Source organism: Pseudomonas sp. Irchel s3h17 (assembly GCF_900187505.1).
GTDB lineage: Bacteria > Pseudomonadota > Gammaproteobacteria > Pseudomonadales > Pseudomonadaceae > Aquipseudomonas.
The window spans coordinates 203693-219977 of sequence record NZ_FYDL01000009.1 but is presented as its reverse complement, the minus strand read 5'-3'; the positions used below and the strand labels follow the sequence as shown (position 1 = coordinate 219977).

The following is a 16285-nucleotide window of genomic DNA, read 5'->3' as shown; positions in this document are numbered from 1 at the left end:
AGCTCAGCCCTTGAGCTTCTCGGCAATCCAGATGGTGTGACGGGTGCCCTTGTTGCCGTGGGCGAACACCTGCACTTCTTCGGCCTTGAAACCGGCCTTTTTCAATTTGTCGGAAAACTGCCGGTCGGCGCTGGCCGACCAGACCGCCAGTACCCCTTTGGGGCGCAGGGCTTTGGCGCAGGCGCTCAGGCCACCGGCCGAGTACAGCCAGCTGTTGGCTTTCTGGGTCAGGCCTTCGGGGCCGTTGTCGACGTCGAGCATGATCGCGTCGAATCCCTGCGGCTCGGCTTGCAGCACCTTGGCCACGTCCTCCATGCGGATCACGGTGCGTGGGTCGAGCAGCGGGCGCCCGGACTTTTCTCCCAGTGGCCCGCGATTCCACTCCACTACGCCCGGTACCAGTTCGGCGACCACCACTTCGGCGCTCTTGCCCAGGTGCTTGAGGGCCGAGGCCAGGGTAAAGCCCATGCCCAGCCCGCCAATCAGCACCCGCGAGTTCGGCCGTCCGGCCACTTTGCGGCAGGGGATTTCGGCCAGGGCGTCTTCGGAACCGTGCATGCGGGTGTTCATCAACTGCCCGCCATCGCCGCCCTGGATCTTGATGACGAAATCTTCGCCGTACTCGAACAGGCACAAGGCACCGCCGTTTTCGGGGATCGGGGTGGTGTCGAGCAGAACGAAACGTTTCATGGGACTCTCATTGAGAAGGGAAAAACTGTCATTGATCAGGGCAATCCTGCGCGCTTGGGAGTAGCCTTGAGGCCACAAGCCAGGGCAACGGAGCCATTGATGAAGCGCACCATTCTAACGGTCATTGTGTTGGCCGCGCTCTCGATAAGTGCGGTACAGGCGCAAGCGTTGCAAGCCGTCCCGATAACACCCTCGGCAGCGCCCGGTTCACCGGGAACCGCAACACCCACCCCCTACCCGCAAATTACCCCGACCGCAGCGCCCAAGGCCGGTGGCGGCAGTGGTGGAGCTCCCTTTTTGCCGCCGATCAAGAACCCCGGCCCGCCCAAGGATCAACCCCTGCCGGGGCTTGAGCAGGTTGCGCCCAAACCCAAAACCCCAGGCGTCTAAATCTGCTGGGAAAGCAGCTGGCCGTCGGCCATGCGCAAGCGCCTGGACAATGACACGGCAATGGCGCGGATGATCTTGGCGGCAATCTTCGGCGCGTCGTTGAGCATCTTTTCCAGGGAGTCCTTGCCCAGGTTGAGCAACTGGCAATGACTCGCCGCCACGCAACTGGCCGAGCGCCGCTCGCCGTCGAGCACGGCCATCTCGCCAAATGCCCGGCCGCTGCGCAGGGTCGCGATGGTGACCTGTTGGCCGTCATGACCGGTCTTCTGCACGGCCACCTGGCCGGAGTGAATGATGCACATGAAGCTGCCGGCATCGCCCTCGTGGAAGATTTCTTCGCCCTGGGCAATGGTGCTGATGCTGAAGTAGCCGGCAGCGGCCGTGAAGTCGGCCAGTTGCAGTTGATCGAACAGGCCGCAGTCCATCAGCCAGTCGCGAATTTCGGTGTTCAGTGAGCGTGGTTCTGGCATGTCGTCAATGTCTTTTCTTGTGTCTGTTGCGGGTCTTGATCGGGAGATAATTCTCTATCGCTTGTGGGCGCGGGCCTTCCCGGCCCGCTCCACATGGGCAAATGTCTCGGATCAGCGCCAGCGGGCGGAGTTCCTCAGGCGATCCCCAGTACCTTGAAGACAAATGCGTATTCGAGGGCTACATCACGTAATCCTTGATAGCGCCCGCTCATCCCGCCGTGGCCGGCACCCAGTTCGGTCTTGAGCAGGAGCAGGTTGTCGTCGGTTTTGCGGGCGCGCAATTTGGCCACCCACTTGGCGGCTTCCCAGTACTGTACGCGGCTGTCGTTGTAGCCGGCGATCACCAGCGTGGCCGGGTAGGCCTGAGCGCTGACGTTTTCGTAGGGCGCATAGGCCTTGATCCGCTCATGCACGTGTGGCTCCTGGGGGTTGCCCCACTCGTCGTACTCGGTGACGGTCAGTGGCAGGTCCGGGTCGAGCATGGTGTTGAGGGTATCGACGAAGGGCACTTCGGCAATGGCCGCCGCGAACAGCTCCGGGCGTTGGTTGAGCACCGCGCCGATCAACAGCCCGCCGGCACTGCCGCCGCTGATCGCCAGCTGTGACGAGGTGGTGTAGCCATTGGCAATCAAGTGTTCGGCACAGGCGATAAAGTCGCTGAAGGTATTCTGCTTGTGCTCCTGCTTGCCGGCGCGGTACCAGGCTTCGCCCAGCTCACCACCGCCACGCACGTGGGCAATGGCAAAGGCCATGCCGCGATCGAGCAGGCTCAGGCGCGCATGGGAGAACCAGGGGTCGAGGCTTTCGCCGTAGGCGCCATAACCGTAGAGGTAGAGGGGCGTCGGCTGGCCGAGCCGGTCGCGCTTGACCACCAGGCTGATGGGTACCTGGGTGCCGTCGGGTGCGGTCGCCCACAGGCGCTGGCTGATGTAGGCATCGGCATCGAAGGGGCCGAGTACGGGTGTTTCCTTGAGGACTTTCTGCTCGCCGCTGGCCAGTTCCAGCTGACGCACCTGCGCCGGGCGATTCAACGCCTCGTAGCGCAGGCGGATCCGCTCGCTGACAAACTCCAGGCTGTTCTGCACGTGCAGGCTGTAGGCGGCGTCCGGTAGCCGCACCCGGTAGGCCGGCAGGCCCTGAGGGTGAACCTCGATGATCGGCAGCCCCCCTTCACGCAGGCTCAGGGTCATGGCCGTGGCGTTCAGGCTCATGCCGTCGAGCATCACCGTGTCGCTATGGGGGATCAGGTTTTGCCAGTCATCCTGGGTCGGCGCCACGCCGGTGTCGATGGCCTGGTACAGGGCAAAGTTGATGCCGTCGCGATTGCTGCGAATCAGCCAGGTCCACTGGTCGTCGAGCTTGCCGTGGTCGACGTCGTACTCGTGGTCCTCGATCCGTGGCGCCAGGCATGTGAAAGCCTGCTGCGGCTGCATGGCATCCAGGGCCCAGACTTCACTGGTGGTCTTGCTGCCCAGGGACAGCAGCAACTGGCGCTCGGAGCTTGAGCGATAACAGTGCAGGAAAAACCGCCCGTCCGGTTCATGGAAGACTTCTTCGGCGGCCGTGCCGTCGAGTCGATAGCGAAACAGTTTGTGCGGGCGATGGGTCTCGTCCAGTTCGGCGAAGAACAGTGTCAGGCTGTCGTTGGCCCAGGTCATGCTGCCATCGCAGTCCTCGAACGCCAGTTCGCTGATCTTGCCGTTGGACAGCTCCTTGATGAACAAGGTGTAGGTCTCGTCGCCGATGGTGTCCAGGCTATAAGCCAGGCGCTGGTGGTCCGGGCTGATGCTGAAGGCGCCCAGCGAGAAGAAGCCGCCATTGGCCAGCTCGTTGGGGTCGAGCAGCAACTGCTCCCGGCTTTCATCGACCTGCAGGCTATCGTCGGCCGGGCGCGGGCAGCGGTAGTGGCGGGCATACTCGTCGCCGGCGATGGTCCGGGTGTAGTACAGGTACGGCCCCCATGGGGACGGCAGCGACAGATCGGTTTCGAGAATCCGGCCCTTGATTTCATTGAACAGGGTTTCGCGCAGCCCGGCCTGATCGGCCAGTTGGGCTTCCTGGTAGTCGTTTTCGGCCTTGAGGTAGTCCAGCACGGGGGCGGTGTCCCGTTCCTGCAGCCAGGCGTACGGATCATCACCGTCGGCCTTGCGGGCAATCGGGGCGCTGCAAACGTGGGCGGATCGGGGCATGTGGGGCTCTCGGACGGTGTGCAAAAGGGGCTTCACGGACAGCGGGGCAGCTTGATCCGCGAAAAGCCGTTATCATAAGCGCCTCTTTGCCTGCCATGCCATGGACACCATGACCGAGAACGACTATCTGATCGCTTGGGGCCTTTACGCCTTTGCCGCTTTGGGCTGCCTGTTGGTGTGGATGCGCATGACCCGCTGGATGTGGCGCTGGCTGCGCCAGCCGCTGCGCCTGGTCATGGTGGTGCTGTTGTTCAGCCCGACCATCATTGACCCGGTGAAGGAAAAGTTCGCCCCGGCCATTGCCATCACCGCCCTGGACTTGTTGTTCAAGGTGGGGAACAACGCCTGGCGGGCCATTTCCGACCTGTTCATGTACGGCATGATCGCCCTGGGTATCTACCTGATATTCGTGTTCATCCGTTTCCCCATCGAGCGTGCCGCCAATGCGCGCAAGGAACAGGCCGCCGCCGCTCGGGCTGCTGACCCCGACGATGACCAACCTTTCGGCGGTGCCGGCGATGATCGTTACGGTCGTCCCCCTGTGCCGAGCTCCCCCCAGCGTTCGCGAGTCGAACCCCGCCTTTGATGGCCCCGGCATTGAAGCGAGAGTCCCGGCATGTGTGAATTATTGGGCATGAGCGCCAATGTACCGACCGATATCGTGTTCAGCTTCACCGGGCTGATGCAGCGCGGCGGTCGGACCGGCCCGCACCGGGACGGTTGGGGTATCGGGTTCTATGAAGGTCGCGGCCTGCGGGTGTTCCAGGACCCGGCCGCCAGTTGCGACTCGGAAGTGGCGCAGTTGGTGCAACGCTATCCGATCAAGAGCGAAGTGGTGATCGGGCATATCCGCCAGGCCAACGTCGGCAAGGTCTGCCTGTCCAACACCCACCCGTTCGTGCGCGAGCTCTGGGGGCGCAACTGGTGTTTTGCGCATAACGGCCAGCTCGCCGATTTCCAGCCAGTGGCGAGTTTCTACCGGCCGATTGGCGACACCGACAGCGAATCGGCGTTCTGCGACCTGCTCAACCGAGTGCGCGAAGCCTTCCCGGAGCCCGTGGAGGTCGAACAGTTGCTGGCGAGCCTGGTGGCGGCCTGCGCCGAGTACCGCAGCCAAGGCGTGTTCAATTGCCTGTTGAGCGACGGCGACTGGCTGTTCTGCTATTGCTCGACCAAGCTGGCCCAGATCACCCGGCGCGCGCCCTTCGGTCCGGCACGCTTGAAGGACGTGGACGTGATCGTCGACTTCCAGGCCGAAACCACGCCCAACGACGTGGTGACGGTGATCGCCACCGAACCCTTGACCGAAAACGAAACCTGGACCCGCTACGAACCGGGCCAATGGAGCCTGTGGCGACGCGGTGAATGCGTCAGCCAGGGCAAGACCGAATAAGGAACAGCCGATATGTTGCTCAGTTATGTGCGCCTGGTGTTGTTTGCCGTCGGCCTGTTGGTGGGGGTGCAGGTACCGGGGTTCATCAATGATTATGCCAAGCGGGTCGAGGCGCACCTGATCGAAGCGCAGACCGGCCTGCGGGGTTTCCAGGGCACGGCCGAGCAGTTTTTCAAGGGTGACCTGCAAGCATTGGTGGCCCATTATCGCGCCAGTGAAGACCCGGTATTTCGCAGCGATGCCGACAGCCTGAACACCCTGTTGACCCGGCAACTGGCGCTGGATAAACAGTTCCAGGCCATGCAGGGCCCGTGGTACATCCGCTTCCTGCAGGTGGTCCTGGCCGCCGACCCGGAGATTCGCAAGGAAACCTGGAACGGCTACAGCTACCAGATCCTGCTGACCCCCGAAGCCATGGGCTGGGGGTTGGGTGGGGCGATGCTCTTGTCGTTCGGCCTGGAATGCCTGTTCCGCCTGATCGACTGGGTGGTGCTGGGCGGCAAGCGCCTGCGCCAGAGCCGGCCGATCGAAGAGCGGGACTTACGCGGCTTGTAATGCCGAAGAACAGCCAGTCGCCTGCGCAGGAAGCGGTTCCTGCGCAGGCGAAGGTTTACCAGTCGAGCGAGTAGCTCATGCTGAACGTACGGCCTTCGGCGTTGGCATAGGGGGCCTTGGCGTTGGACTGGGCGTACAGGTTCTGGTAGTTGCGATCGGTCAGGTTGAATACCCCACCTTCCAGACGGCCGACCGGCAGTTCCACGGAACCGAGCAGGTCCACCAGGGTGTAGCCATCGATGTCGCGTCCGTTGTCATCCTTGAGGGCCGCGTCGTAGCTGGCCAGCTGCATGCCTTGCAGGCGCAGGTTGTAATCGTCCTCGGTGTAACCGACGAACAGGGTGGTCTTGGCGGGTGAGATGCGCGTGGCTGGCAGGTCGATCCATTTGCCGTTCTGCTGGGTCTCGCCCTTGGTCCAGGCATAAGTGCCACCCACCGACCAGCGATCGGTCGCGCGGTAGGTCAGGCTGTTTTCGATGCCGCGAATCCGTTCCTTCTGATCGATCAGGCGCAATACGCGCTCATTGGCATCGTAGAACTGGGTCACGTCCGAGGTGTTTTCATACACGGTGACGTCGGCTTGCCACTGGTCCCAGTCGCCACGCCAGCCCAGCTCGTAGCTGTCGACCTTGATGGCCTGGGCGTCGAGGGTCTTGATGTCGAAGGTGCTGTCCACGTCACGCAGGAAACGCTGGATATCCGGCAGCGAAAAACCCTGGCTATAGTTGACGAACACGTCCTGGTTGTCACTCAGGTGATAGACCGCCCCCAGGTTGTACAGGGTGGCGTCGTATTTGAGGGTTTCGCCGGGCAGCGTCGCATAATTGCCGGTCTGCACGATTTCTCCATAGGCGATGCTGTCGGAGACCTCGCTTTCGATCCATTCACGGCGAATGCCGCCGCGCAAGGTCCAGTCAGCGATGTCCCAGGACATTTGCCCGTAGATGGCCTTGGTGGTGGTCTCGGTATCCGGGCCCAGTTCATAGGTGGTGCCGGTCTTGGTGTAGTCCAGGCCCTTGACGCTGTACTGGTCGCCCCGCTGGGTGGAGCGCTCGTTATTGTAGTCGGTACCCCAGACCAGGTTGCCCGTGGCACTGCCGATGGCCGGTAGCGGCGTATCGATGGCCGCGCGCAGGCCGTGGACATCCTGCACGCTGTTGTTGTCGGAGACCCCGGCGTAGCCCCTCGACACGTCAGGGAAAAACAGCGCGTCAGCCCGGCGCCAGTAGCTTTCCAGTTGCAGGCCCTGACCGTAGAAGTCCTTGTCGGTGTAGTTGAGATTGGCGGCCTGGTTATGGGTATAGGGCTGGTCGTCGAGGTGCAGCCCTTTGATCGCGACGGCTTCCTCCTTGTTTTTCGGGTCCTTGGTGTAGCCGGTGTCCTGTTCGTCCTTGTAGTCCTGCAGTGACAGGCTGACTTTCTTGTTCTCGTCCAGCTCGTAACCGAAACGACCTTGCAGGTCATAGGTCTCGGTGTCCATGTTGCTGCCCTGGGAGGTGTCCTGGGGGATGCGGTCACCGTTGCCGTCGAACTGATCGTTGCGTTGAGTCAGGTTGGCGGACACATACCAGTCCAGGGCATCCTTGCGCCCGGTCGCACTCTGGAAGGCTTCGTAGGCGAAACCTTTGCGGTTGAAGTTGTTGCCAGTGGTCATCCCCAGCTTGCTGCTGTAGGCAGCGTCCTGGCCCTGGTTGCGCTTGGTGATGATGTTGATGGTGCCGCCTGAAGCGCCGGCGCCGTAGACGCTGCTGGCACCGGAGACTACTTCGATGCGTTCGATGCTGGCCGGGGAGATGCTGTTGAGCTGACGGGCATTGTCGCGCGTGGAGTTCTGCGATACACCGTCGATCAATACCAGCACGTTACGCCCGCGCAAGGTCTGGCCGTAATTGCTCATCCCGCCGGTGGACGGTGCAAGGCCGGGAACCAATTGCCCAAGAATGTCGGAGACCCGGCGACCCGCGCCGCTCTGCTCACGGATTTGCTGTTCGTCGATGACCTGGACCGAGCCCGGGATCGAGGCAATGCTCGCTTCACTGCGGGTCGCGGAAACGACAGTGGCTTGCATGTTCAGGGCGCCGGACTGCTGTTCGGTGTCATCGGCCCAACTGTAGGCGCTGAAGCTACCGAGCAGCGGAATCAGCAATGAGAGTTTGGTTCGGGTCATGAGGTCGTCTTTTTCTAGTTGTGATGAGCGTGGGTAGATAAGGTTGTGGGAGCGGGTGTCACGGTGAATGCCCGCACCCAACGGATTCCGAGGGCGGCCAGTGCGTAGGTCAGGGCCACCAGCCAGAAGCTGTGGGCCAGGCCGATCACCCCCATGCCGATTCCGCCGAGCACGGTTCCGAGCAAGGCACCGGCCTTGGCCGCGCTGTTGCCCAGGCCGAGGGCAAAACCCTGCTGGCTGGCGCACACGGTATTGGCGATCAGTGCATAGGCGACTGGAAGCAGGGCGCCTTGCCAGATGCCCCAGACCAGCCGGCTGGCGAGAAATCCCAGCCATTCGTTGGCCAGTGCCGTGGCGGCCAGCGTCAGGGCACACAACCAGGCCACACCCTCGATGACGCGCAAGGTGTAGGCCGGTTGCCAGCGGTCGAACAAACGCCCCCACAGCGGTGCGGAAATCGCCAGGGTGGCGGCACTCGCGGCGTAGGTGGCGCCGATCAGCCAGCCCGGGGCGTGCAGGATGTTGGCGACGTACAGGGCGTAGAACGGCTGCGGGATCATCTTCGCGGCCTGGATCAACACGATCACCAACAGGATTGCACTCAGCCAGCCTTTGGGCAGGGCCACCGGCGTAACGGTTTTTTTCTGCGAGGCCCGTGCCTTGTCCGCCGGCAGGAAAAAACTGCCCAGCGCGCACAACAGGCAAATCGCCGTTGCGCCGTAACAGAGCAAGGCGAACCCCGAGACGTCCATCAGCCAGCCGCCCAGCACCGGGCCGATCAACGAGCCGACGGCGGTCGCCGATTGCAGGCGTGCCAGGGTATGGCCCCGCCGGGAACTGTCGCAGCAGGCCAGGGCATAGGCTTGAGCCGCTGCGAGGAAGCCGGCCAGCGCGCCTTGCATCACGCGAATGGCCACCAGCAGCCAGGGATCGTCGGTGATGGCTGCGAGCCCTTGGCAGAGCGCCAGCGCCAGCAACGCACGAATGATCATCGGCTTGTGCCCGGTGCGGTCGCCCAGGCGACCCCACGCGGGCGTCAGGAGCATGGCCGCGAGCATCGGGCCGGCATACACCAGTGCCGATAGCAGCGCGGTGTAGCCGGCACCCTCTGGCCCGAGCAGATGCTGGATCTGCAAGGGCCAGAACGGGCCGCTCATTTCCATGGCGCCCATGGAGACAAACTGGATGACGATCAGCAGTCGCAATGCGCGCCCGTCAGCGAGCATCGGCGCTTTCTCGCAGTGGGTTGCTGAGGCGTCCGACAATGTCGGCATGACTGTCGAGCAAGCGCATGCGCATGAACGACTTTGCCGGCCAGTCCTGCTCCAGCAGGGCCTGGCGTTCGCTTTCCCAGCGTGCCGGTTCGACGCGCTCGCGCACGCTGTCGAAACACTGTGCAACCTGCGTTGCCAGGCGATCCCAAAGGATGTTTTCCGACACATTCCAGTGGCGGGCACAGAGCAATGTCAGTTCACCCAAGTGGCACATGAACGTGGTGTGCAGGAGCTTGTCGCGGACAAAACCGGCATCGTCGTACAGGGTCATTTTCGGATCGTGCAACTGGATATCCAGGCCCTGGGCGTGCAGGGTCTTGCGATCGATGCGAATGTCACCGAAATCACGCAACAACAGACGATTCAACTGACCGTCAGCCCCCATCACCATGAAGCTGTTTTGCTGGTGGGCTTCGAACGCCACGCCATACATCAGGTAGATGCCCAGCAGCGCCGGCACGGCAATCGACAGGTAATCATCGAAGAACGCCAGCATGGCCTCGCTGTCATCGCGGCCCTGAGCCAGTTGGACCCAATCGCGCAGCAGCGGTTGTTCGAATTCGTTGACGGCGAACAGGCTGCCGACCGGTACCGCCAACTCGCCTGCTTGCAGAAGCGTCAGAGGGTTGTCGCGGTACAGTACGCCGGCATGCCGGGAACGTTCCTCGTCTACCGGCTGTGCAGCGTAGTGCACGCCGATGCGCTCCGGCACGATGTTCAGCAGGCGCTGAATCCGTGGCTCCTGGTCGAGAATCTGCAGCATCAACTGGCTGATGCGCGGCCCCATCCGGGCCGAGCGTGGCGACACGGTGCGTTGCACGCTGGTCAGGCGCAACGCCACGGGCAGCTTGACCATCGGCGCAACGCGGCTGGCCTCGGGTACCACCGTGCGGAAGGACATGGTCGGGTGGCCGGTGAAGGCGACGATGTCCGTGACGATCAGCAGGTTGTCCGCGATCTCGTTGGCGAACGAGTGCGGCAGTTCCTCATGGGCTTGCCAGGGATGCGACGGCAGCGGGAGGTAGTCGGCTACGTCCAGGCCCCGTAGTCGCAAGTGGCGCTGCAATTGTTCGGCGGCCAGGGGGAAGTGGCCTTGCCACCAGTCCCAGTAGTCGGCGGTGCCAGCCAGCGCCTCGACGTGGGCGTACTGGCGGTGCAGGGCGCATAACACGATCGGAAAGCTCGCTTCGAACTCGGGCGAGAACGCGATGACCTGAGCGGCGCTCAAGCCCAGTTTGGTCTTGTAGTTCGGGTGCCATGGATGGCCGAGCGTGCCCCACTGTTCGAGCAGCGACGTCGGGTTCGGGTGCCCAGGGCTGGCGTGGAGCCAAGCCAGCAGATTGTTGGCGTACCCGGTGTCGATCTGCTCCCTCAGGCGTTCGGTCCAGCCATGGTGGAACGCCAGGCACAGTGTGTCGTTGCTGAAGCTGTCATCCAGCTCCAGGGCCAGGCGTTCCAGGACCTGCGGGGAGGCGGATGGGGTGAGCAGCGTGCCGAGGAGGGCGAGCAGTTCGCTGGGCAACTGGATCTTGTGCGGTTGGCGGCCGGGGGTGTGCAGGACGATGTTGCCACGCACGTCCCAGCTGTTCATCCGTGTGCCGGACAGGTGATCGAAGCAGAGTTGCGAACCGTCGCCAAGCGGCAGCCAGCAGCGGTTATTGTCGTCGAACCGGCAAACATCAGGGTTGATCAGGCCTTCGCGAAACAGCGCCTGGATCAGGCGTTGAAAGCTGCGTTGGGCCGCAGGATCCAGGGCATTGCACAAATGATCGAGTGTGATGCGGTGGGACTGGAACGCCTCGGTGCCGAGGGCTTCGCTCCAGCGAGAGAGCAACTGCTGTTGTTTTTGCGTATAGGCGCGCATCAGGCCCTGTTCCTTGAGGCTGTGGTTGACTGAAAGCGCGCTGAGAATACCGAATTAAAAAATTAATGCAAATGATATCGATTCCTACTTGTATGTAGGACGATTCGCTCAGCCTCTGTCCAAAGGCTTGCTCAACACCATGTACTGCTCGCCTACTTCCTGCGCAAAGCGCTCCACCACGTGCTGGCACAAGGTCACGATGTCCTCGACCCATTCCGCGCCGACCCGCCATGACACCACCACCTGCAGATTGGGCGGCCGCTGCTCGATGGCCAGCAAGGTCATTTCGCTCCGGGCCAGTTCCTCGCTCACCAGCACCGGCGGCAGCGCGCCGATACCGAAGCCGTCCCGCAGCAATCGGGTAATCGCCGACACCGAATTCACACAACTGAGCCGTGGACTGGGCACGCCGTTGGCTTGCATCAGGCTGAGCACGTCCTGATGGGGGTGGGAGTTTTTCGAGTAGGTGATGATGCGCTCGTGGCCCAGTTCCGCCACGCTGGTGTAGTCGCGGTTGTAGATCGAGTGGCTGGCGACAATCCAGCCCATCGGGTGGCTGGCCAGCTCCAGGCTGCGCACGCTTTCCTGGCGCAACAGGTCGGTTTGCAGGATCAGGTCCAGGAAGCCTTTTTGCAGCTGATCGCAGAGGTTCAGTGACGTATCGGCGACCAGTTCGATTTCCAGTTGCGGGTAGTGGTCGGTGATCTGCGCCACCAGCGGGCTGAGCCAGGTATGAATCACCGTGTCCATCACGCCGATGCGTACCCGTCCGGCCTTGCTGGAACGGGTTTCCAGGGACTGCTTGAGCGCTTGCATGGTGTCCATCATCTGCTCGGCGTAGTCGAGCACCTTCAAGCCTTCGGGCGTCAGCTTCACGCCCCGTGAGTCGCGCAGAAACAGCTTCACCCCCAGCTCGCTTTCCAGCACCGCGATGCGGCTGGAAATCGAGGCCTGGGTGGTGAAGAGTTTGTCGGCGGTCAGGCGAAAACTTTTCAGCCGGGCGACCCAGACAAAAGTTTCAAGGAATTTGAGGTTCATGGGATCAACTTTTTCTTATGCCTTGGCGGGGGTTTTATTAGTTGGACGGGCAGGGGGCTGTCGTCGAAAAATGCGCCAGACCCACGATATGCGTCGTTGGCGTTCATCACAATACCAATAAAAATCAGCTGGAGATTCGCCATGAGTGCGCCCGACACGACCTCTGTCGCCCAGGAGAAGGCCTTGAGCCGCCCCGGTCCCTTTGACTGGTACCGCAATATCAACCAGCAGGAGCGGCGTACGTTCTGGAGCTGCAAGATCGGTTACGGCCTGGATGGCATGGACACCCAGATGCTCAGCTTCGTGGTCCCGACGCTGATCGCCATGTGGGGGATCACCACGGGCGAAGCCGGGCTGATCCACACCAGCACGCTGATCGCCTCGGCCATTGGCGGCTGGGTGGCGGGGATTCTGTCGGACCGTATCGGTCGCGTACGTACCCTGCAACTGACCGTACTGTGGTTTGCCTTCTTCACCTTCCTCTGCGGCTTTGCGCAAAACTACGAACAACTGCTGATCGCCCGGACCCTGATGGGCTTCGGCTTTGGAGGTGAGTGGACAGCGGGCGCGGTGCTGATCGGCGAAGTGATCCGTGCCAAGGATCGCGGCAAGGCGGTGGGCATGGTGCAGTCAGGCTGGGCCCTGGGCTGGGGCCTGACGGCGATTCTCTACGCGATACTGTTTTCGATCCTGCCGCCGGAAGATGCCTGGCGCGCGCTGTTCCTGCTCGGCATCGTGCCGGCGGTGTTCGTGATTTTCGTTCGCCGCCTGGTCAAGGACCCGGAAATCTACCGCGAAGCCAAGGCCAGGCAGGAGCCGAGCAACCCGTCGAAGTTCTACGAGATCTTTGCTCCCGGCATGCTCAGCACCACCTTGCGTGCGTCCATGCTGACCACCGGTGCCCTGGGCGGGTACTACGCGATTACCTCCTGGTTGCCGACCTTCCTGAAAAACGAACGCGGACTGAGCGTGCTGGGTACAGGCGGCTATCTGGCGATGGTGATTGTCGGGTCTTACGTCGGCTATGTGATCAGCGCCTACCTGACCGACATTCTCGGGCGCAAAAAGAACTTCATTCTGTTCGCCGTGGGCTCGTTCACCATTGTCCTGCTCTACACCCAGCTGCCGGTCAGCAACGGTGTCATGCTCTGGCTGGGCTTTCCGCTGGGGTTCTTTGCTTCCGGGATTTTCAGCGGCATGGGCGCATTCCTGACCGAGCTGTTCCCCACCCGGATTCGTGGTTCAGGCCAGGGCTTTTGCTACAACGTAGGGCGTGCCTTGGCGGCACTGTTTCCGCTACTGATCGGCTTGCTCAGCCAGACCGTGCCACTGAGTGTCGGTATCGGTGCGTTCGCGGCGGTGTCTTACGGCGTGGTGATCCTGGCGGCGTTGAGCCTGCCGGAGACCCGCGGCAAGCAACTCGAGGCGCAGTAACGGTCAATCGACGGGGGCTGCTGGACAGCCCCCTCGGTTAAAATGACAAAATTCCACAGGAGCACTCACCGTGAGCCGCCTGTTATTGAACTGCGACATCGGCGAAAGCTTTGGCAGCTGGACCATGGGTCTGGATGCCGAGGTGATGCCGTTCATTGATTGCGCCAACATTGCCTGCGGTTTCCACGCCGGTGACCCGAGCATCATGCGCAAGACCGTCAGCCTGGCATTGAGCCATGGCGTACAAATCGGTGCCCATCCGGCCTATCAGGACCTGGTGGGGTTCGGCCGGCGCTCGATGGCGTACAGCGCGCAAGAGCTGCAGGACCTGCTGCATTACCAGATCGGCGCACTGGACGGCATTTGCCGTGCCCAGGGCGCTCGCGTCAGCTACGTCAAACCCCACGGTGCGATGTACAACGACATGATGGCCAACCCCGCGCAGTTGCGGGCGGTGATTCAGGCGGTCGCCGCCTATGACCGGCAACTGCCGTTGATGTTGATGGCGACCCGCGACAACAGCGCGGCGCAGTTGATCGGTGACGAGTATGGCGTGACGCTGTGGTTCGAGGCGTTCGCCGATCGGGCCTATGACAGCGCCGGCCGCCTGGTGTCGCGGCAACAGCCAGGCGCGGTGCATCACGACCCTGCGGTCATCATCGAGCAGGCACTGACCATCGCCCGCGGTGGCAACCTTGTCGCCAGCGACGGTAGCGCCCTGCGGTTGCAGGCCAATACCTTGTGCGTGCACGGTGACAACGCCAGTTCCGTGGCGGCTGTGCAGTGTATCCGCGAGGCCCTGGATCAGCAGGACACACTATGAAGCCACGGGTTGAAGTGGTAGCGATCGATTGTCTGATGGTGCGTTTGTTCGATGAAATTGCCGAAACCAACATGCCCTGGATGCTCGCGGCCTGTGTGCGATTGCGCGAAGGTTTCGGTACTCATTTGATCGACCTGGTGCCGTCCTACACGACGCTGATGGTGCATTACGATCTGTTGGCGTTGAGCCCGGCCCGGGCGCGCGAGCTCATCGCCCAAGCGTTGATCGAACTCAAGCCCGATACGCAGGCGGGTGGCCAGTGTCATGTGCTGCCGGTCTGGTATGACCCCAGCGTCGGGCCTGAGTTGAGCTTGCTGGCGCAACGCAGCGGCCTGGCGGTGGAGGAAGTGATTCGCCGCCACAGCGGGCGTGAGTATCAGGTGTTCGCCTTGGGGTTTGCCCCAGGCTTTGCCTTTATGGGGCTGGTGGAAGAGGCATTGGCCGCGCCGCGTCTGAATACGCCGCGCAAGCGTGTGGCGGCCGGCAGTGTGGGGATCGCCGAGCGGCAGACCGCCGCCTATCCGGTGGAGTCCCCCGGAGGCTGGAACCTGATCGGTCGCACCCCGGCCAAACTGTTCGACCGTGGGCGTGAAGGCTACAGCCTGATGCAACCGGGAGATCGGGTGCGTTTCGAAGCGATCGGCCATACCGAGTTCGTCAATCTGGGCGGCGACGATACGCCGCTGGAGGTGTCGGCATGAGCCGCTTGACCGTTGAGGCCAGCACCCCGCTGTGCCTGTTGCAGGATGCTGGCCGTTTCGGCGTGCGGCACCTGGGCGTTACCCAGGGCGGGGCAGCGGACTGGCTGTCGATGTCCTGGGCCAACAACTTGCTCGGCAATGCCATGGACGCCGCGGTGATTGAAATCACCCTCGGCGGGCTGACACTCGAAGCGCAGGAGGATTGCTGCCTGGCGCTGGCGGGGGCTGACCTTGGGGCGCTGCTGGAGGGCCAGTCGCTGGCGCCATGGCGCAGTTTCCACCTGCGCAAAGGCCAGCGCTTGCAGTTCACTTCACCGTTGCTCGGTGCCCGTGCTTACCTGGCGGCGCCTGGCGGTTTCAACGCCCCGGCGGTGCTGGGCAGTTGTGCAACAGTGGTGCGTGAGGAACTGGGTGGCCTGGATGGTTTTGGCCATCCCCTGGCCAAGGGCGCAGAGCTGACTTACTCGGGGCAGGGGCAGACCTTGCGCGAGGTCCCGCGTGACCAGCGTCCCGACTTCACCCAGCAACAACCGCTGGACCTGGTGCTCGGTGCGCAACATGGCCAGTTCAGTGGCCAGAGCCTGTTCGATGCCTTCAACAGTGGCTGGACCCTGGACAGTCGTGCCGATCGCATGGGGATCCGTTTGCTGGGACCTGCGTTGCAGTATCAGGGCCTGCCGATGATTTCCGAAGGCATTCCGCTGGGGGCGGTCCAGGTCCCGCCGGATGGGCAGCCAATTGTGCTGCTCAATGATCGGCAGACCATTGGCGGGTATCCACGCCTGGGGGCATTGACGCCGCTGTCATTGGCGCGGCTGGCGCAGTGTTTGCCGGGGCAGCAGGTGCGCTTGGCACCGGTGGTGCAGGAAACGGCGCACCGGCAGCATGTCGAGTATTTGCAGCGGTTCATCTAGACACCGCACCTTCTTCCAGCCCGCGCGAGGTCAGCGGATACCGCGGGCCTTCGATCATCTCTGGACACCGCAGAACCCGTGGCGAGGGAGCTTGCTCCCGCTGGGCTGCGCAGCAGCCCCACAAACGCTGGCCGAGGTCTTTCTGAAAGACCGCAACAGCCTTGTTGGGGGCGCTTTTCACCCCAGCGGGAGCAAGCTCCCTCGCCACCGACGGGGTACTCGCTTGGAGGGGTTCATTTGGAGAGAAACCGCATCCCTTCTTCCAGCCCGCGCGAGGTCAGCGGATACCGCGGGCCTTCGATCATCTCTGGACACCGCAGAACCCGTGGCGAGGGAGCTTGCTCCCGCTGGGCTGCGCAGCAGCCCCACAAACGCTGGCCGAG

At 62.7% G+C, this 16285-nt stretch carries 15 protein-coding genes; 8 read left to right on the top strand and 7 right to left on the bottom strand.

Features of this window, described 5'->3' with window-relative positions; all coding sequences use genetic code 11:
* Positions 1–3: 3 nt before the first annotated feature.
* Positions 4–690 carry a spermidine synthase gene (locus CKW25_RS15160; protein WP_095080262.1) on the bottom strand — a complete coding sequence of 229 codons (687 nt, stop codon included), beginning with the start codon at positions 688–690 and terminating at the stop codon, positions 4–6.
* 99 nt (positions 691–789) lie between these two features.
* Here CKW25_RS15160 and CKW25_RS15155 point away from each other — a divergent pair, with 99 nt between their 5' ends.
* Entirely contained in the window at positions 790–1080 is a 291-nt protein-coding gene (locus tag CKW25_RS15155) for a hypothetical protein (protein WP_095080261.1), read from the top strand.
* Here the strand turns inward: CKW25_RS15155 and CKW25_RS15150 are convergent.
* Both CKW25_RS15150 and CKW25_RS15145 read right to left on the bottom strand, forming a co-directional pair.
* Positions 1077–1550, bottom strand: coding sequence for a cyclic nucleotide-binding domain-containing protein (locus CKW25_RS15150; protein WP_095080260.1), 474 nt, complete (start codon positions 1548–1550; stop codon positions 1077–1079). The genes CKW25_RS15155 and CKW25_RS15150 overlap by 4 nt on opposite strands.
* Positions 1551–1684: 134 nt before the next feature.
* On the bottom strand, positions 1685–3739 hold the full coding sequence (locus CKW25_RS15145) for a S9 family peptidase (protein ID WP_095080259.1): 2055 nt from the start codon (positions 3737–3739) through the stop codon (positions 1685–1687).
* Positions 3740–3839: 100 nt separating this feature from the next.
* On the opposite strand from CKW25_RS15145, the gene CKW25_RS15140 reads away from it, so the two are divergent.
* Genes CKW25_RS15140 through CKW25_RS15130 form a run of 3 tightly spaced genes read left to right on the top strand, consistent with a single transcriptional unit; the run spans position 3840 to position 5687 of the window.
* Positions 3840–4325 carry an MFS transporter gene (locus CKW25_RS15140; protein WP_095080258.1) on the top strand — a complete coding sequence of 162 codons (486 nt, stop codon included), beginning with the start codon at positions 3840–3842 and terminating at the stop codon, positions 4323–4325.
* A 30-nt stretch (positions 4326–4355) separates the two neighbouring features.
* Positions 4356–5132 carry a class II glutamine amidotransferase gene (locus CKW25_RS15135; RefSeq protein WP_095080257.1) on the top strand — a complete coding sequence of 259 codons (777 nt, stop codon included), beginning with the start codon at positions 4356–4358 and terminating at the stop codon, positions 5130–5132.
* 12 nt (positions 5133–5144) lie between these two features.
* On the top strand, positions 5145–5687 hold the full coding sequence (locus CKW25_RS15130; RefSeq protein WP_095080256.1) for a DUF2937 family protein: 543 nt from the start codon (positions 5145–5147) through the stop codon (positions 5685–5687).
* Positions 5688–5742: 55 nt separating this feature from the next.
* Here CKW25_RS15130 and CKW25_RS15125 read toward each other — a convergent pair whose 3' ends face one another.
* From CKW25_RS15125 to CKW25_RS15110, 4 genes are all read right to left on the bottom strand, one after another.
* Positions 5743–7854: a TonB-dependent receptor gene (locus tag CKW25_RS15125; protein WP_095080255.1), complete on the bottom strand. Its 2112-nt coding sequence runs from the start codon at positions 7852–7854 to the stop codon at positions 5743–5745.
* Positions 7855–7868: 14 nt separating this feature from the next.
* On the bottom strand, positions 7869–9080 hold the full coding sequence (locus tag CKW25_RS15120) for an MFS transporter (RefSeq protein ID WP_095080254.1): 1212 nt from the start codon (positions 9078–9080) through the stop codon (positions 7869–7871).
* A complete protein-coding gene (locus CKW25_RS15115) occupies positions 9070–10992 on the bottom strand; it encodes an IucA/IucC family siderophore biosynthesis protein (RefSeq protein WP_095080253.1) in 1923 nt (640 codons plus the stop codon). Before CKW25_RS15115 ends, CKW25_RS15120 begins: the two co-directional genes overlap by 11 nt.
* Positions 10993–11100: 108 nt before the next feature.
* Positions 11101–12030 carry a LysR family transcriptional regulator gene (locus CKW25_RS15110; protein WP_095080252.1) on the bottom strand — a complete coding sequence of 310 codons (930 nt, stop codon included), beginning with the start codon at positions 12028–12030 and terminating at the stop codon, positions 11101–11103.
* Between the two features lie 141 nt (positions 12031–12171).
* Here CKW25_RS15110 and CKW25_RS15105 point away from each other — a divergent pair, with 141 nt between their 5' ends.
* From CKW25_RS15105 to CKW25_RS15090, 4 genes are all read left to right on the top strand, one after another.
* A complete protein-coding gene (locus tag CKW25_RS15105; RefSeq protein ID WP_095080251.1) occupies positions 12172–13464 on the top strand; it encodes an MFS transporter in 1293 nt (430 codons plus the stop codon).
* 70 nt (positions 13465–13534) lie between these two features.
* Positions 13535–14287: a 5-oxoprolinase subunit PxpA gene (locus tag CKW25_RS15100; RefSeq protein WP_095080250.1), complete on the top strand. Its 753-nt coding sequence runs from the start codon at positions 13535–13537 to the stop codon at positions 14285–14287.
* Complete coding sequence (pxpB, locus tag CKW25_RS15095; RefSeq protein WP_095080249.1) at positions 14284–14988, top strand: 5-oxoprolinase subunit PxpB; 705 nt, start codon at positions 14284–14286, stop codon at positions 14986–14988. The genes CKW25_RS15100 and pxpB overlap by 4 nt, the downstream gene beginning before the upstream one ends.
* Positions 14985–15902 (top strand): biotin-dependent carboxyltransferase family protein, encoded by a 918-nt coding sequence (locus tag CKW25_RS15090; protein ID WP_095080248.1) that lies wholly within the window; start codon positions 14985–14987, stop codon positions 15900–15902. The genes pxpB and CKW25_RS15090 overlap by 4 nt, the downstream gene beginning before the upstream one ends.
* Positions 15903–16285: the final 383 nt, after the last annotated feature.

Excerpts from the sequence above, each read along its gene's own strand:
- CKW25_RS15135 (WP_095080257.1), top strand. The coding sequence starts at position 4,356 with ATGTGTGAATTATTGGGCATGAGCGCCAATGTACCGACCGATATCGTG.
- CKW25_RS15125 (WP_095080255.1), bottom strand. The coding sequence starts at position 7,854 with ATGACCCGAACCAAACTCTCATTGCTGATTCCGCTGCTCGGTAGCTTC.
- CKW25_RS15130 (WP_095080256.1), top strand. The coding sequence starts at position 5,145 with ATGTTGCTCAGTTATGTGCGCCTGGTGTTGTTTGCCGTCGGCCTGTTG.
- CKW25_RS15110 (WP_095080252.1), bottom strand. The coding sequence starts at position 12,030 with ATGAACCTCAAATTCCTTGAAACTTTTGTCTGGGTCGCCCGGCTGAAA.
- CKW25_RS15105 (WP_095080251.1), top strand. The coding sequence starts at position 12,172 with ATGAGTGCGCCCGACACGACCTCTGTCGCCCAGGAGAAGGCCTTGAGC.
- CKW25_RS15150 (WP_095080260.1), bottom strand. The coding sequence starts at position 1,550 with ATGCCAGAACCACGCTCACTGAACACCGAAATTCGCGACTGGCTGATG.
- CKW25_RS15120 (WP_095080254.1), bottom strand. The coding sequence starts at position 9,080 with ATGCTCGCTGACGGGCGCGCATTGCGACTGCTGATCGTCATCCAGTTT.
- pxpB (WP_095080249.1), top strand. The coding sequence starts at position 14,284 with ATGAAGCCACGGGTTGAAGTGGTAGCGATCGATTGTCTGATGGTGCGT.
- CKW25_RS15090 (WP_095080248.1), top strand. The coding sequence starts at position 14,985 with ATGAGCCGCTTGACCGTTGAGGCCAGCACCCCGCTGTGCCTGTTGCAG.
- CKW25_RS15140 (WP_095080258.1), top strand. The coding sequence starts at position 3,840 with ATGGACACCATGACCGAGAACGACTATCTGATCGCTTGGGGCCTTTAC.
- CKW25_RS15160 (WP_095080262.1), bottom strand. The coding sequence starts at position 690 with ATGAAACGTTTCGTTCTGCTCGACACCACCCCGATCCCCGAAAACGGC.
- CKW25_RS15115 (WP_095080253.1), bottom strand. The coding sequence starts at position 10,992 with ATGCGCGCCTATACGCAAAAACAACAGCAGTTGCTCTCTCGCTGGAGC.
- CKW25_RS15155 (WP_095080261.1), top strand. The coding sequence starts at position 790 with ATGAAGCGCACCATTCTAACGGTCATTGTGTTGGCCGCGCTCTCGATA.
- CKW25_RS15145 (WP_095080259.1), bottom strand. The coding sequence starts at position 3,739 with ATGCCCCGATCCGCCCACGTTTGCAGCGCCCCGATTGCCCGCAAGGCC.